Consider the following 14308-nt stretch of genomic DNA (forward strand, 5'->3'; position numbering starts at 1 on the left):
CGTCCGATCAGCGAACAGCCAGGTGTTCCCGTTCGGGAGCTCCGACGGCATCCGCAGCCTGCTGCGCCGCTCGCACGGCCCAGAAGACCGCCTCCGGCGTCGCCGGCGACCGCAACTCGACCATGTGTCCCTCCGGGCCGAACTCGCCGACGGCCTGGCGCAGCGCCTCGCGCGCGCTGAAGGCCAGCATGAACGGCGGTTCGCCGACGGCCTTCGAGCCGTACACGGCGCCGTCCTCACGCGCGTTCTCGAACAGGCGCACGTGGAACTGCTCCGGCATCTCCGAGAAGCTGGGCAGCTTGTACGTCGACGCCGACTGGGTCTGCAACCGGCCGCGGTTCGGCCCGTCGCTCTCGTCCCAGCGCAGCTCCTCGAGCGTCAGCCAGCCGACGCCCTGCACGTACGCGCCCTCGATCTGCCCGATGTCGAGCATCGGCGACAGTGAGTCTCCGACGTCGTGGATGATGTCGACGCGCCGCACGGAGTAGAGCCCGGTGAACTCGTCGACCTCGACCTCGGTGGCCGCCGCCCCGTAGGAGAAGTACTTGAACGGCGAGCCCTGCATGATCTCGGGGTTCCAGTGCAGACCCTCAGTGCGGTAGTACCCCGCGGCAAAGAGCTGCACGCGCTGGAGGTATGCGGCGTTCGCGACCTCGGCGAAGGTGAGCCGCTGCGTGGTGTTGCCGAGGGCCGTGACGTAGCCGCCCTCGAAGAGCACATCGCGCTCGTCGGCGTTCAGCAGGCGTCCGGCGACAGCCGACATCCGCTCACGGATCTGCTCGCAGGCGTTCTTGACCGCGCCGCCGTTGAGGTCGGTGCCCGACGATGCCGCCGTGGCGGAGGTGTTCGGCACCTTGTCGGTGCGCGTGGGTGCAAGGCGCACCTGGTGCAGCTCGAGCCCCAGCGCGGTGGCTGCGACCTGCATCATCTTCGTGTGCAGGCCCTGCCCCATCTCGGTGCCGCCGTGGTTGATCAGCACCGACCCGTCCTTGTAGACGTGCACGAGGGCCCCGGCCTGGTTGAAGGCGGCGAAGTTGAACGAGATGCCGAACTTGATGGGCGTGAGCGCGAGGCCGCGCTTGATGTGCGGATGACTCGCGTTGAACGCGGCGATCTCCGTGCGGCGCGCGTCGACCTCGGCCTCCTCGCGCAGCTGGCTCCAGATGGTCGCCATCCGCGGAGCATCCTTCACGAGCTGGCCGTAGGGGGTGCTCTGCCCGGGCTGGTAGAAGTTCTTCTGGCGGAGCTCGAGCGGGTCGATGCCGAGCGCGGGCGCGACGCGGCCCAGGATGTCCTCGATCAGGAACACGCCCTGCGGCCCGCCGAAGCCGCGGAACGCCGTGTTCGAGGCCTTGTTCGTCTTCGCGATGCGGCCGTGCGCGTGCACGTTCGGGATCCAGTAGGCGTTGTCGAGGTGGCACAGCGCGCGGCCGAGCACCGGCTCCGACAGATCGAGGCTCCAGCCGCCGTCGCAGGTGAGCACGGCATCCAGGCCCTGCAGCATCCCGTCGGCGTCGAAGCCGACCTTCCACGAGATGTGGAACGGATGCCGCTTGCCGGTCATCGTGATGTCCTGCGTGCGGTTGAGGCGCAGGCGCACAGGCCGCCCGGTCAGGGTGGCGCCGAGAGCGGCGATCGCAGCGAGGCCGTGCGGCTGCATCTCCTTGCCGCCGAACGCCCCACCCATGCGCAGCGACTGCACCGTCACCTGGCTCGACGTGATGCCGAGCACGTGCGCGATGATCTCCTGCGTCTCGGACGGATGCTGCGTCGAGCACTGCACGAAGTACTGGCCCTCCGAATCCAGGATCGCGAGCGAGGCGTGCGTCTCGAGGTAGAAGTGCTCCTGGCCGCCGAACTCCGTGACGCCCTCGAACACGTGCGCTGCGGAGGCGAGGGCGGACGCCGCGTCGCCACGCTGCACGGTGCGCGCGATGCCCTGGTACGACTCCGCGTCGATCGCCTCCCGCACGGTGATCAGCGACGGCAGCGGCTCGTACTCGACCGTGACGCGCTCGGCACCGAGGCGCGCGGCCTCCTGGGTCTCGCCGAGCACCCAGACGAGCGCGTGCCCGTAGAACATCGCCTCACTGGGGAACAGCGGCTCGTCGTGCTTGATGCCCGCGTCGTTGACGCCGGGCACGTCGTCGGCCGTGAGCACGCGGACCACGCCGGGCACCTCGTACGCGCCGGAGACGTCGATGGTGACCTTGGCGTGCGCGTTCGTGGACTGCACCGGCCAGGCGGTCAGGACGCCGGCGGTGTGGGCGGCGAGGTCGTCGGTGTACATGGCGGCGCCGGTGACGTGCAGCGCGGCGCTCTCGTGCGCGGCACGGTGTCCGACCACGGGGTTCGCTGGCCTGTCGGCGAGAGCGCTCATGCCGACACCTCCTTCCAGCTGATGACCGTCGAGCTGTACAGCTTCAGCAGGGCGGTGTTGAGCATGAGCGAGCGGTAGTCCGCACTCGCGCGGTGGTCGGACATCGGGGTGCCCTCGGAGCCGAGGATCTCGGACGCCGCGCGCACGGTGGCGACGTTCCACGGCCGGCCGATCAGGGCAGCCTCCGTGGCGTGGGCACGAAGAGGTGTGGCGGCGACGCCGCCGAGGCCGATCTTCGCCGCGGTGACGATTCCGTCCTGGATGTCGAGCGCGAACGCGATCGCGACGCTGGAGATGTCGTCGAAGCGGCGCTTCGCGATCTTCTGGAACGCGGTGATCGGAGCGAGCGGCAGCGGGATGCGCACGGCGCGGATGAGCTCGTCCGGGCGGCGGATCGTCTGCCGGTAGCCGGTGAAGTACTCCGACAGCTCGACCTCGCGCTCGCCCTCGGCCGATGCCAGGACGAGCTTCGCGCCCAGCGCGAGGAGCGCGGGCGGGCTGTCGCCGATCGGCGAGCCCGTGCCGAGGTTCCCGCCGAGCGTGGCGCGGTTGCGGATCAGCCGGGAGGCGAACTGCGGCAGCAGCTGAGCCAGCAGCGGCACCGCGCCGTCGAGGTGCTTCTCGATGTCGGAGAGCGGGAGTGCCGCGCCGATCTCGAGCACGTCATCGGTGTGATGCAGGGAGCGGAGCTCGTCGAGCTGCTCGATCGCGATGACGAGCGGCGCCCGGCGGCCGCGGATGTTCACCTCGACGCCCCAGTCGGTGGAGCCCGCGACGAGCAGCGCATCCGGTTCGTCGCGGAGCAGGCGCAGGGCCTCGTCGAGGGATGCCGGGCGGATGAAGCGCGAGCCGTCGACCTGGGCGTCGGTCGCGACGGCGGCGGGGCCGGCTCCGCGAGCCGCTGCTGCAGCGGGTCGGTCTCCTCCGGTGCGCCCAGCGTGTACGCGGCGTCGCGGATCGGCCGATACCCGGTGCACCGGCAGAGGTTGCCGCTGAGCGCGTGCAGGTCGAACCCGTTGGGTCCGTGCTCCGCGTCGTGCGACGGGATCCCGTCGTCGTGTCCCGTGCCCGCCTGGGCGGGGGTGCTCTCGACCGGGGTGCGGGCGGGGCGGTAGTACTCCCCCGCCATGCTGCAGGCGAAGCCGGGGGTGCAGTATCCGCACTGCGATCCGCCCGCCTCTGCCAGCTTCTCCTGTACCGGATGCAGCGCGTCGGGAGTACCGAGCCCCTCGGCCGTGACGATCTCCTGGCCGTTCAGCGCATAGACCGGCACCAAGCAGGCGTTGACCGGCGTCCACTCCGTGCCGCCGTCGGGGGTGGGGGTGGCGAGCAGCATGGCGCATGCCCCGCACTCCCCCTCGGCGCATCCCTCTTTGCTGCCGGAGAGACCGGTGTCGCGCAGCCAGTCGAGCGCGGTCGCGTGTGCGGCCACACCGGTGAGCGGGCGAGTGCGCCCATTGACGTTGACGGCGATGTCATTCATGGTGGGTCTCCCTCAGTGTATTCCGGGGCGTCTCAGCCGGCGAGCAGCTGTTCGATCGGCCCGCGGACGAAGTACAGGGCGAACCCTGCCGCGACGATCCACATCAGCCAGTGCACCTTGCGAGCGCGACCCGAGAGGGCGTTCACCAGGGCCCAGGCGATGAAGCCCACTCCGATGCCGTTGGCGATCGAGTAGGTCAGCGGCATGGTCACGATGGTCAGGAACGCAGGGAGCGCCACGGCGAAGTTCGTGAACTTGATCTCCTTGATCTGCGACATCATCATCGCGCCGACCACGACCAGTGCCGCGGATCCGACCTCGATCGGCACCACGAGGGTGAGCGGGGTGAAGAACATCGAGAGCAGGAACAGCGCACCGACGACGACGGACGACAGCCCGGTTCGAGCCCCCTCGCCGATTCCGGAGGCACTGTCGACGAACACCGTGTTCGATGAGGTCGATGTGACACCACCGGCCACGGCCCCGAGACCCTCGACGACGAACGCGGAGCGCAGACGCGGGAACGTGCCGTCCTTGTAGGCGAGACCGGCGTTCTTCGCGAGACCGGTCATGGTGCCCATGGCGTCGAAGAAGTTGGAGAACACGAGCGTGAACACCAGCATGGTGGCGGCGAGCGCGCCGATCCGGCTGAACGAGCCGAACAGGTCGAACTGGCCGATGAGCCCGAAATCGGGGATCGTCACGAACGACGTCGGGATCTCCGGGATGGTCATGTGCCATCCGCCGGGCTCCTCGAAGCTGGGTCCGAGCTTGAGGAACGCCTGCGCGATGATCGCGACGATGGTCGACGCGACGATGCCGATCAGGATGCCGCCCGGCACCTTGCGTGCGACCAGCACGCCGATGATGAGCAGGCCGAGCAGGAAGATGAGCGTCGGAACCGACGTGATCGATCCGCCGTCGCCGAGCTGCACGGGCGGGCCGCCGGGCGTGCGGTTGACGAACCCGGAGTCGACGAAGCCGATGAAGGCGATGAACAGGCCGATGCCGACCGTGATCGCCGCCTTGAGCGGTGCCGGCACCGCGTTGAAGATCGCGGTCCGGATGCCGGTGGCCCCGAAGAGCACGATGAGCACGCCGTTGATCACGACGAGGCCCATGGCCTCCGGCCAGGTCACCTGACCGACGACCGACACGGCGAGGAAGGAGTTGATGCCGAGGCCCGCGGCGAGCGCGAACGGGAGACGGGCGATCAGTCCGAAGAGGATCGTCATGACCCCGGCGGTGAGGCCGGTGGCGGCGCCGATCTGCGCGGCCTGCAGGGCGTTGCCCGCGACGTCGTTCACGCCGCCGAGGATCAGCGGGTTGAGGATCACGATGTAGGCCATCGTCACGAAGGTGACGATGCCGCCGCGGATCTCACGTCCGAACGTGGAGCCGCGCTGGGTGATCTCGAAGAAGCGGTCGAGGCGGTTGCGGGGCTCGGCGTCGACCGTGGTCGTGGCCCCGGTGGGCAGCGGCGGGTGCTCGGCCGCGGGGGTGGCGCCGGTCTCGGGTTCGCCGGGCAGGAATGCTGAGGTGGACATCATCGTCTCCTGTCGTCCGCGCGGTCAGTAGTCGACTCGAGTGGTGGTGGTGCTCCACTCGGTGAAGGGAGCGATGCGCTCGGTCGGGGGCAGGGTCTCCTGCGCGACCGGCATGATCGCCCGGTCTTCTTCGCCGCCTTCGAAGTAGCGGTAGAAGACGGCGTCGTCGAATCCGGCATCCGCGGCATCGTCGCGATCGGCGGCGAAGTAGACGCGGTCGACGCGGGCCCAGAGCGACGTGGCGAGGCACATCGGGCACGGCTCGCAGCTGCTGTAGAGCACCGACCCCGAGAGGTCGAAGGTGCCGAGCTGCTGGCACGCGTTGCGGATCGCGGTCACCTCGGCGTGCGCCGAGGGATCGAGGTTCGCGGTGACGCGGTTGACGCCCTCGAACACGCGTCCGTCGGCCGAGACGACGATGGCGCCGAACGGCCCGCCCTCGTTCCGGACGTTGTCGGTCGCGAGGGCGACGGCCCGAGCGAGGTATTCGGCGGGGGTGATCTGCTGCCCGATTTCGGGCATAGCGGTGTTGTGCATGACGGAGAGCTTCCTTGCTGTCGTCGCAGTGATACGGCTTATCGGGTCGGGCCTGGATCAGGCCGTTCCGCGAGATATACGTCGAACCGCTAGGTTGTGCTGCTTCCGTCCGTAGACCCCTGTTGGGGTCCGGACTGGGATCGACTGTAACACCGGATGCCGCGCACGTCCAGCCCCATTGGAATTCTGTTTCCACAATGCGGTATTGGAGATCCTCAGTCTGGGCCATTGCGTCCGGAGGAATCACGCTGCATGATCTTTCGTAAAGAACCTTTCCCAACTCGCACTCTCCCCGGAGGAACACCATGAGTCGACGTAGACCATTGCTCGCCCTGCTGGCCGCGATCGTGACCATCCCCCTTGCCGGCCTCGTCGCCGTCGCCCCGGCACAGGCCGACACCCCTGTCCTGATCTCGAAGAACCGCCCGGCGACCGCGTCGTCCGTCGAGGACTCGGGCTTCGAGGCGGCCAAGGCCTTCGACGGCAGCAGCACCACGCGCTGGGCCAGCATCGAAGGCGTCGACAACCAGTGGGTGCAGGTCGACCTCGGTGCCGGAGCGACCGTCGACAGGGTCGTCCTGAAGTGGGAGGCCGCGTACGCGTCCCAGTACACGGTGCAGGTCTCGACCGACGGCAGCACCTGGACCACCCTCAAGAACGAGACCGCGGGCAACGGCGGAACCGACGAGCACACGAGCCTGAACGGCACCGGCCGCTACCTGCGCGTCAACGGCACCACCCGCGGCACCGTCTACGGATACTCCCTGTACGAAGTCGAGGCCTACGGCACGCCGGGCGACGGCGGCGGCCCGACCGAGCCGACCGAGGGTGCCTGGCCCGGCAGCTCCTCGATCTCGACCGCCGACGCCTCCGGCACGTTCGGCTCCGACATGAGCGGTCTCGCGTTCTCCGCCGACGGCACGGTGCTGTGGGCGGTCAACAACGGGGGCGGCAAGCTCCACCGGCTCACCAAGCAGGGATCGAACTGGGCGCCGTCCTCCGGCTGGTCCGGCGGACGCACGCTCCGCTTCCCGAACGGCTCCGGAACGGTCGACGCCGAGGGCGTCGCACTGGTCGGCAGCGACATCTTCGTCGCCTCCGAGCGCAACGCCGCCAGCAAGAGCACCAGCCGCCCGTCGATCCTGAAGTACGCGACCACCGGCTCCGGCACCCTCACGGCGACCCGCGAGTGGAACCTGAAGAACGATCTCCCGACGGTCGACGCGAACGATGGTCTCGAGTCCATCGCCTGGATCCCGGATGCCGACCTCACGGCCGCCGGATTCGTCGACCAGAACACGGGGGCGGCGTACAACCCCGCGAGCTACGCGAACCACGGCACCGGTCTGTTCTTCGTCGGCCTCGAGGCGACCGGCGACATCTACGCCTACGCGCTCAACCAGGGCAGCTCGAGCTTCACCCGCATCGCGACATTCACCTCGGGATTCTCGACCGTGATGGAGCTGGAGTACGACCCGAGCACGAAGAAGCTCTGGAGCGTCTGCGATGACACCTGCGACGGCGAGGCCACCACGCTGAAGGTCACCTCCGGCGCCTTCGCGGTGACCGGACGCTTCGACCGCCCGTCGGGCATGCCGAACCTCAACAACGAGGGCTTCGCGCTCGCACCGCAGTGCGTCGGCGGATCGCGGGTCGCGGTGTGGGCGGATGACGGCGAGACCGACGGCCACGCCCTGCGCGTGGGGTCGCTGACCTGCAGCTAGCCGCTCCTCCCGGAGACCAGGAACGGATGCCGGGCGGCGCTCAGGCCGCCGGCATCCGTTCCGGCTCTGCACAGGAGAACCGCGCACGGTAGGCGGTCGGCGTCGTGCCGAGCACCCGCGCGAAGTTCTGGCGCAGCACAGCAGCCGATCCGAAGCCGCACTCGTCGGCGATCTGTTCGAGAGGAAGATCGGTGCGCTCCAGCATCCGCTGCGCATGGATGATGCGCTGGCGCGCGAGCCAGGCGGCGGGCGTCGCGCCGTACTCCGCCTTGAAGCGACGGGCGAAGGTGCGGGGAGACATCAGCGCACGGCCGGCGAGCTGGTCGACCCCGAGGTCGTCGCGCAGGTGGTCGACGGCCCAATCGGCCACTGCAGCGAGCGAGTCGGTCGGAACGACCGGGATCGGGCGGTCGATGAACTGCGCCTGTCCGCCGTCGCGCTGCGGAGGCACCACCATGCGGCGGGCGATGCGGTTGGTCAGCTCCGCCCCCACCTCCTGACGCAGCAGGTGCAGGCACGCGTCGATCCCCGCGGCGGTGCCGGCGCTCGTGATGATCTTGCCGTCCTGCACGAAGAGGACGTCGGGGTCGATGTCGATCTGCGGATACATCTCGGCCATCACGTGCGCGTACATCCAGTGCGTAGTCGCACGACGCCCATCGAGCACGCCCGCGGCGCCGAGGATGAACGACCCGCTGCACACGCTCATCACCCATGCGTCGCGGGCGACCGCGTCGCGGGCGAGGTCGAGCAGCAGGGGATCGATCTTCGACCAGCTCTCGCGCGGGACCGGGCAGAAGACGACGAGGTCGGCCTCATAGGCGAACGACAGGTCGTGCTCGACGTTGACGGAGAACCCGATCTTCGACTGCACGACGCCGGCGCGGGGCGCGACGATCCGGAAGTCGAAGTTCGGCACCCCGTCGTCGGCACGGTCGAGTCCGAACGCCTCACAGGCGACACCGAACTCGAACGGGGCGAACCCGTCTTGGATGACACAGGCGACCGTCTTCATGGACACTCCCGGTTTGGCAGTTTTCGTACGTTCATAGTCTTATATGCCACTCGTGGCTGTTCTGCTGCACGCGTAGCGTTTCTGCCATGATACTCGTCATCGCACTGATAGCACTGTTCGTCTGGTCCGCTGTCGCCACCGTCGTCGAGCTCCGCCGCGACGGCCACCGGCCGACCCCCACCGACTGGAGCCGCCTCGCCGGCCGCGACCTGTCGCAGCAGGCAGAATCCGGCCACGTCTACCGCTGAGATGAGGCTACGCTCGACGACATGAGCGAGCCGCAGCAGCCTCCTGTCCCGCCGTCCGCACAGCCGAACTCCGCCTTCCCGCCGGCGCCGCCCGCCGCCCACCTGCCGGCGGCGCCGCAGTACCCGGCCCAGCCCTACCAGGCCCCGCAGCCCCAGGCGTACCCGGCACAGCCGCAGCCGTATGCCACGTCGCAGCCGCACCAGCCCGCGCAGCCGCAAGCGCAGCCGCAGGGCTATCCCGCCACGCCGCAGGGCTACCCCGCCACGCCCCAGTACCCAGGTGCACCGAAGCCCGTCGGCGAGGGCAACGGGCTCGGCCGCACCGCCTTCCTGATCGCCGTGATCACCGCCGGGCTCAACCTGGTGATCTCCCTGTTCACGCCGTTCCTGTACATGTCTTCCGGCGGGTTCGAGACCGCGAACGTGCTCACCAGCATCCTCGGCGTGATCAGTCTGCTCGCCTATGCCGCGGCGCTCGTGCTCGCTCTCATCGCGGCGAAGCGCCCGGGCGCACGACTCCTGGTCGGCGTCGCGATCGGCATCGCCGGTGTCGGCGCGGTCGGTCTCCTGATCGGGTTCGTGTCGTCGTTCTTCTACCGCTTCCTCTGAGCGGCCCCGAACCTCAGCGAGCCGCGAGCACCCGCTCGTAGATCTCGATCATCGCCGCGGTGCGCGACGACTGGCGAAAAGCCTCGGCGACCTCGGGCAGGGGAACGGGCGCGGTGCCCGCAGCGATATCGGATGCTGCGCGCCGCAGCGTCTCGGCGAGCGCAGCCCCGTTCTCCGGCACAGCCCACAGCCCGCCGCCGAGTTCAGCGGCGATGTCGGGGTCGCAGATGACCGAGGGCGTCCCGAGCGTGGCCGCCTCGAAGGGGGTCATCCCCTGGGTCTCGAAGCCGATCGAGGTCTGCACCAGCGCGTCGGCCGCCGCGATGCGCGCGAGCGTCTGCGGGTAGGTGAGGCGTCCGGCGAAGCGCACGGTGGGGAGTCCCGCGACGATCTTCTCCGCCGCGGCGCGCTGGGCGCCGCCACCGATGATCTCGAGGTCGGCGTCGACGCCCGAGGCCACGAAGGCCTCGAGGAACGGCAGCAGGCGCTTCTCGGGGCTCATCCGCCCCAACCAGACGAAACGCGGCCGCCCCGGCGCACGCTCGGCCGGCGCCGCGGCGACGGTCGCATCCCGCAGGTCGTCGTCGATGCCGTTCCAGACGACGTCGACGGGCGCGAAGACGTCGTGCTGTTCCAGCCGCCGCGCGAAGTGCGTCGAGGGTGCCGTGACCGCGGAGGCACCGGCGGCGAGACCGCGCAGGAACGCCCAGCCGTCAGTGCCGCGGACGGTCTCCCCGATGCCGCGCATCGCCGTGCGCCGCCAGGCGTTCAGCACTGCAAGGACCGGCCGGTGCAGCGGGGTGACCGCGGCGATGCCGACATCCACCCTGTTGTGCATCGTGTGCACCACCGGAATGCCGTGCCGCTCCGCGAAGCGGTGCCCGGCGAAGGCGCCCCAGAAATCGGCCTGCACATGCACCAGGTCGACCGGCGGGCGCCGGGTCATCGCGCGGTCGAGGAACCGGTCGGTGGCACGGCCCGGCCAGCTCAGGGAATATTCGCGATCGAGGGTGATCGGCATCGACGGCAGATCGACATACGCCGGATTCAGTTCTCGCAGGGTCGTCGAGCCGGTTCGGGCGCCGTGCATCCGCGGCGCCACGACCGTCACCGTGTGCCCGGCGCGCTCGAGGAACTGCCGCTGCAGGCGCATCGACACCTGCGCCCCGCCCAGGGAGTCGAGGTGCTGATCGCCGAAGAAGACGATGTGCATGTCGGTGCGCTCGCGCTACGCGGGCAGCGGCTCGTCGCGGTACAGCGCCTCGAACGTGTCGAGGGTGCGATTGATGTCATGGATCGCGACGCCGTCGAGTGAGGCCCGCTGCATCCGCTCGTACTCCGCCGGCGAGGCGGTGAGCACGTCGGTCAGACGGGCGGCGAGCTCTTCGACGTTCCCCGGCTCGAACAGGTGACCGTTCTCGCCGTCGTGCACCAGGTGCGGGAGGGCGACGGCATCCGCGGCGACGATCGGCAGCGCCGAGGCCATCGCCTCCATGGTCGCGATCGACTGGAGCTCCGCGATCGAGGCGATCACGAACAGGCTCGCGCGCGACAGCAGGGCGCGCAGATCCTCGTCGCTCGTCCGTCCGTGGAAGGTGACACGATCGCTGAGCCCGAGCTGCGCCGCGAGGTTCTCCAGCTGCTTCCGCTGGTCACCTCCGCCGACGATGTCGAAGGTGGTGTCGAGTGCGGGGTCGAGCTTGGTCATCGCCTGTAGGATGACCTCGACCTGCTTCTCGGCGGTGAGGCGGCCCACGAAGACGATGCGATTCTTGTCGCGCGGGGCGATGACCGGCGTGTACTGGGTGCGATCGATGCCGCAGCTCACGGGGATCACGTTCTTCACCTCGACGGTGCGCTCGAGGAAGTCGGCGGCCCGGCGGGTGGGAGTGGTGATGGCGCGCACGAGGTCGAACGTGCGCTTGGCATCGGCCCAGGCGAACTTCAGCACCAGGTCGTCGATGAACTTCGGCATGGTCGTGTGATCGAGGATGTTCTCGGCCATCACGTGGTTCGTGGCGATCACCGGGATGCCGCGCTCGTGCGCGACGTACGCCAGGCCGCGGCCGATCACGATGTGAGACTGGATGTGCACGACGTCGGGCTGCACGCCGTCGATCGCGATGCGCGCGTAGTGCTTCGAGCGCCACGGCCAGACGAACCGCAGCCAGTCGTGCGGGGGCCAGCGCACCGACGGGAGCCGGTGCAGGGTCATCGGCTCGCCCTCGATGACCTCGGTGCGCGGCTGAGCGCGACGGTAGGCCTGATTCGGCGCGACGACATGCACCTCGTGTCCGCGCTGGACGAGCCCCGCGGCGAGGCGCTCGGCGAATCGGGCGGCACCGTTGATGTCAGGAGCGAAGGTGTCGCACCCGATCAGGATCTTGAGCGGACGGGGCGGGGCGTCCGCGGCGTTCGTCGGATCGGAGGGAGAGGAAGACATTCTGCCTTACGGTACGGCGGCCAGGGGAGCCCGTTCGGGCGCTGGCCACTCTACCCGAGGGGCCTGATCGCGCCGTCGAGGCGTACCGGCATCCCCCAGGGTGAGCCGTTAGCGTGAGGGCATGCGACTGACTGCCGACGCCGATCCCCAGCTGTGGATTCCCGTGACGGACTCGCTCGGCTGGCGCGGTCGCCGACACCGCAAGGCGGCGATCCGGATGCTGCTCGGGCAGGTCAACGCGGCGGTCGGAGCGACCGAGCGCCCGGGTTCGCGCTTCGGCGCCTGGGCGATGAGCCAGGCGGCACCGATGCTGATGAAGCGGGCAGACGGGCGCGTGCTGGTGTGGACGTGGAAGGCGGAACCCGAGCTGGTCGTGGCGATGGCGACAGCCCAGGCGCTGACCCCGGAGGTGCGGGTCGCCCGCGCATCGATGCCGATGGAGTACGACGACACGCAGTCGTTCCCGACGCGCCTCGGCGCGGGCGAGAAGCTGCTCGTGCCGATACCGCCGTCCGAGGCGACGCCGCCGTTCGCGACCTACACGTGGGACACCGGCACGCACCTCGTGACCCTGACCGCGGTCTGCAGCGACAAGGAGCGCTTCGGCACCCTGACCGGTGCGCTCGACGACCTGGCGCGCAGCATCCGCATCGCCGACGATCTCACGGGCGGCGAGTCGCCCGAGGTGCTGCGACTCGATCCGGCCTGACCGACCGCGCCTGACCGACCGCGCCCGCCCGCTGCTGGATCAGAAATGCCGCTCGCGGCGGGCCGGCAACGGCATTTCTGATCCACCGTGATCCGACTCAGTCCGGGCGCGGGGCGTAACGGGCGGCGACCGCGATCGCACGGGCGTGCAGCGCCTCGCGGAGTTCGAGGGGCTCGAGCGCCTCCGCGCCGGTGCCGAGCTGCCAGAGCGCCCATTCCGCGTGCCGGAGATCTTGGAAGGTCACGGTCATCCGCAGCTCGCCGTCCGGACCGATCGTCTCCTCGAGGACCGTGACGGCCGTGGACGCGAGCTCTTCCCGACGCACCGGATCGAGGCGCACGACGACTTCGAGCGGATTCTCGCCCTCGCGGAAACGCGCGCTGCGCTGCTGCCAGAGCGCGGCGAGGTCGACCGTGCCGTCGCGCTGCGCAGGCTCGGGGAGCGCTTCGGCGGCGAGGATGCGCGAGAGCCGATAGGTGCGGTCGCCGCCGTCGACGGTCGCGAGGAGGTAACCCTTGTCGCGCACTGTGACGAGTCCGATCGGATCGAGCGTGCGCCAGACCGGCTCGCGCCCCTCGGCCGCGTAGCGGATGCGCAGCCGACGGCCGACGAGCACGGCGCGGCGCACCTCGCCCATGATCGGCTCCGGGATGATCTCGGCGATCCGACGCCGGGAGAGGAGGTCGGCTTCAGGGTCGACGAGGATGCGACGGGCAGCATCCGCCGCTGTGATCTGGTGGCTCTCGGGCAGCGCGTCGACGATCTTCCGCATCGCAGACGACAGCGCGGTGCTGAGCCCGAACACCTCTTTCGCTCCGGCGCCGCCGGCGGTGAGCAGCGCGAGCGCCTCGTCGTGGTTGAGACCGGTGAGCTCGGTGCGGAACCCGGGCAAAAGGGTGAAGCCGCCGTGACGGCCACGATCGGCGTAGACGGGCACGCCCGCGGTCGAGAGCGCCTCGATGTCGCGCAGCACCGTGCGCGTCGAGACCTCGAGCTCTTCGGCGAGCGCCGTCGCGGACAGGCGGCCGCGTTGCCGGAGCAGCAGCACGAGAGAGACCAGCCGATCTGCGCGCATGGGAAATTGTCTCAGAAATACATGACAGAAGGTGTCGTGATTGGTTGAAAGGCTGGATCCATCGCTTCCTCTCGGGGCGGAATCGCACGACGAAAGGATCAGGACATGACAATCGAACGCACAGCGGTGAACCCGGTGACGTGGTCGCAGGAGCTGGGCTTCAACCAGGGCGAGGTCGTCTCCGGCGAGACCCGCACGCTGTACATCTCGGGCCAGACCGCGATGAGCGCGGAGGGCAGGCCGGAGCACGAAGGCGACATCGCGGCGCAGCTCACACTCAGCGTCGACAACCTCGAGGCTGTGCTCGTCGCGGCCGGGATGTCTCTGGCCGACCTCGTGCGCCTGAACGTCTACACGACCGATATCGACGCGCTCTTCCCGCACTACGGTGTGCTCGCCGGGCGCCTCGGCGCCGCCGGCGTCGCCCCCACGACGACGATGCTCCAGGTCACGCGACTGGCGATCCCCGGCCAGCTGGTCGAGCTCGAGGGCACGGCCGTCGCCTGATCAATGCCGCTGGGCAAACTAGTGAAGCGAG

Annotated in this window: 14 protein-coding genes; 5 read left to right on the forward strand and 9 right to left on the reverse strand. The window is 69.5% G+C overall.

The features are described 5' to 3' along the window. Positions 1 to 7: 7 nt before the first annotated feature. The 5 genes from xdhB to V5D55_RS04285 are packed head-to-tail and all read right to left on the reverse strand — an operon-like array spanning position 8 to position 5923. Positions 8 to 2380 (reverse strand): xanthine dehydrogenase molybdopterin binding subunit, encoded by a 2373-nt coding sequence (xdhB, locus tag V5D55_RS04265; RefSeq protein WP_435748007.1) that lies wholly within the window; start codon positions 2378 to 2380, stop codon positions 8 to 10. Beyond that, the gene (locus V5D55_RS04270; protein WP_435749255.1) at positions 2377 to 3219 is read right to left on the reverse strand and encodes an FAD binding domain-containing protein; all 843 of its coding nucleotides are present in this window, start codon (positions 3217 to 3219) and stop codon (positions 2377 to 2379) included. The genes xdhB and V5D55_RS04270 overlap by 4 nt, the downstream gene beginning before the upstream one ends. Further along, entirely contained in the window at positions 3123 to 3863 is a 741-nt protein-coding gene (locus V5D55_RS04275) for a 2Fe-2S iron-sulfur cluster-binding protein (protein ID WP_435748009.1), read from the reverse strand. Before V5D55_RS04275 ends, V5D55_RS04270 begins: the two co-directional genes overlap by 97 nt. A 32-nt stretch (positions 3864 to 3895) precedes the next feature. Further along, complete coding sequence (locus V5D55_RS04280) at positions 3896 to 5410, reverse strand: NCS2 family permease (RefSeq protein ID WP_435748011.1); 1515 nt, start codon at positions 5408 to 5410, stop codon at positions 3896 to 3898. A 24-nt stretch (positions 5411 to 5434) separates the two neighbouring features. Then, the gene (locus tag V5D55_RS04285) at positions 5435 to 5923 is read right to left on the reverse strand and encodes a nucleoside deaminase (protein WP_435749256.1); all 489 of its coding nucleotides are present in this window, start codon (positions 5921 to 5923) and stop codon (positions 5435 to 5437) included. A gap of 329 nt (positions 5924 to 6252) precedes the next feature. On the opposite strand from V5D55_RS04285, the gene V5D55_RS04290 reads away from it, so the two are divergent. Further along, positions 6253 to 7671 (forward strand): discoidin domain-containing protein, encoded by a 1419-nt coding sequence (locus tag V5D55_RS04290; RefSeq protein WP_435748013.1) that lies wholly within the window; start codon positions 6253 to 6255, stop codon positions 7669 to 7671. 40 nt (positions 7672 to 7711) lie between these two features. Here the strand turns inward: V5D55_RS04290 and V5D55_RS04295 are convergent, their stop codons facing one another. Beyond that, positions 7712 to 8686 (reverse strand): GlxA family transcriptional regulator, encoded by a 975-nt coding sequence (locus tag V5D55_RS04295; RefSeq protein ID WP_435748015.1) that lies wholly within the window; start codon positions 8684 to 8686, stop codon positions 7712 to 7714. Between the two features lie 86 nt (positions 8687 to 8772). Between V5D55_RS04295 and V5D55_RS04300 the strand changes: the two genes are divergently transcribed. Together V5D55_RS04300 and V5D55_RS04305 are read left to right on the forward strand one after the other, a co-directional pair. Then, positions 8773 to 8934: a hypothetical protein gene (locus V5D55_RS04300; protein ID WP_435748017.1), complete on the forward strand. Its 162-nt coding sequence runs from the start codon at positions 8773 to 8775 to the stop codon at positions 8932 to 8934. A 21-nt stretch (positions 8935 to 8955) separates the two neighbouring features. After that, positions 8956 to 9543, forward strand: a complete 588-nt coding sequence (locus V5D55_RS04305) for a hypothetical protein (RefSeq protein ID WP_435748019.1) — start codon at positions 8956 to 8958, stop codon at positions 9541 to 9543. A 13-nt stretch (positions 9544 to 9556) separates the two neighbouring features. Here V5D55_RS04305 and V5D55_RS04310 read toward each other — a convergent pair whose 3' ends face one another. Together V5D55_RS04310 and V5D55_RS04315 are read right to left on the reverse strand one after the other, a co-directional pair. Further along, complete coding sequence (locus tag V5D55_RS04310; RefSeq protein ID WP_435748022.1) at positions 9557 to 10756, reverse strand: glycosyltransferase; 1200 nt, start codon at positions 10754 to 10756, stop codon at positions 9557 to 9559. 15 nt (positions 10757 to 10771) lie between these two features. After that, positions 10772 to 11986: a glycosyltransferase gene (locus V5D55_RS04315; protein ID WP_435748024.1), complete on the reverse strand. Its 1215-nt coding sequence runs from the start codon at positions 11984 to 11986 to the stop codon at positions 10772 to 10774. A gap of 121 nt (positions 11987 to 12107) precedes the next feature. Between V5D55_RS04315 and V5D55_RS04320 the strand changes: the two genes are divergently transcribed. Next, on the forward strand, positions 12108 to 12695 hold the full coding sequence (locus tag V5D55_RS04320) for a hypothetical protein (RefSeq protein ID WP_435748026.1): 588 nt from the start codon (positions 12108 to 12110) through the stop codon (positions 12693 to 12695). Between the two features lie 97 nt (positions 12696 to 12792). Here the strand turns inward: V5D55_RS04320 and V5D55_RS04325 are convergent, their stop codons facing one another. Then, on the reverse strand, positions 12793 to 13770 hold the full coding sequence (locus tag V5D55_RS04325; RefSeq protein ID WP_435748028.1) for a helix-turn-helix transcriptional regulator: 978 nt from the start codon (positions 13768 to 13770) through the stop codon (positions 12793 to 12795). Between the two features lie 111 nt (positions 13771 to 13881). Between V5D55_RS04325 and V5D55_RS04330 the strand changes: the two genes are divergently transcribed. Further along, complete coding sequence (locus V5D55_RS04330) at positions 13882 to 14277, forward strand: RidA family protein (protein ID WP_435749257.1); 396 nt, start codon at positions 13882 to 13884, stop codon at positions 14275 to 14277. The last annotated feature ends 31 nt before the right edge of the window (positions 14278 to 14308 follow it).

This window comes from Microbacterium sp. PMB16 (assembly GCF_051294855.1).
Classification (GTDB): domain Bacteria; phylum Actinomycetota; class Actinomycetes; order Actinomycetales; family Microbacteriaceae; genus Microbacterium.

Bases quoted from the DNA above. Each gene is read 5' to 3' on its own strand.
- V5D55_RS04310 (WP_435748022.1), bottom strand. From the start codon at position 10,756: ATGCACATCGTCTTCTTCGGCGATCAGCACCTCGACTCCCTGGGCGGG.
- V5D55_RS04275 (WP_435748009.1), bottom strand. From the start codon at position 3,863: ATGAATGACATCGCCGTCAACGTCAATGGGCGCACTCGCCCGCTCACC.
- V5D55_RS04320 (WP_435748026.1), top strand. From the start codon at position 12,108: ATGCGACTGACTGCCGACGCCGATCCCCAGCTGTGGATTCCCGTGACG.
- V5D55_RS04295 (WP_435748015.1), bottom strand. From the start codon at position 8,686: ATGAAGACGGTCGCCTGTGTCATCCAAGACGGGTTCGCCCCGTTCGAG.
- V5D55_RS04290 (WP_435748013.1), top strand. From the start codon at position 6,253: ATGAGTCGACGTAGACCATTGCTCGCCCTGCTGGCCGCGATCGTGACC.
- V5D55_RS04300 (WP_435748017.1), top strand. From the start codon at position 8,773: ATGATACTCGTCATCGCACTGATAGCACTGTTCGTCTGGTCCGCTGTC.
- V5D55_RS04325 (WP_435748028.1), bottom strand. From the start codon at position 13,770: ATGCGCGCAGATCGGCTGGTCTCTCTCGTGCTGCTGCTCCGGCAACGC.
- V5D55_RS04305 (WP_435748019.1), top strand. From the start codon at position 8,956: ATGAGCGAGCCGCAGCAGCCTCCTGTCCCGCCGTCCGCACAGCCGAAC.
- xdhB (WP_435748007.1), bottom strand. From the start codon at position 2,380: ATGAGCGCTCTCGCCGACAGGCCAGCGAACCCCGTGGTCGGACACCGT.
- V5D55_RS04315 (WP_435748024.1), bottom strand. From the start codon at position 11,986: ATGTCTTCCTCTCCCTCCGATCCGACGAACGCCGCGGACGCCCCGCCC.
- V5D55_RS04280 (WP_435748011.1), bottom strand. From the start codon at position 5,410: ATGTCCACCTCAGCATTCCTGCCCGGCGAACCCGAGACCGGCGCCACC.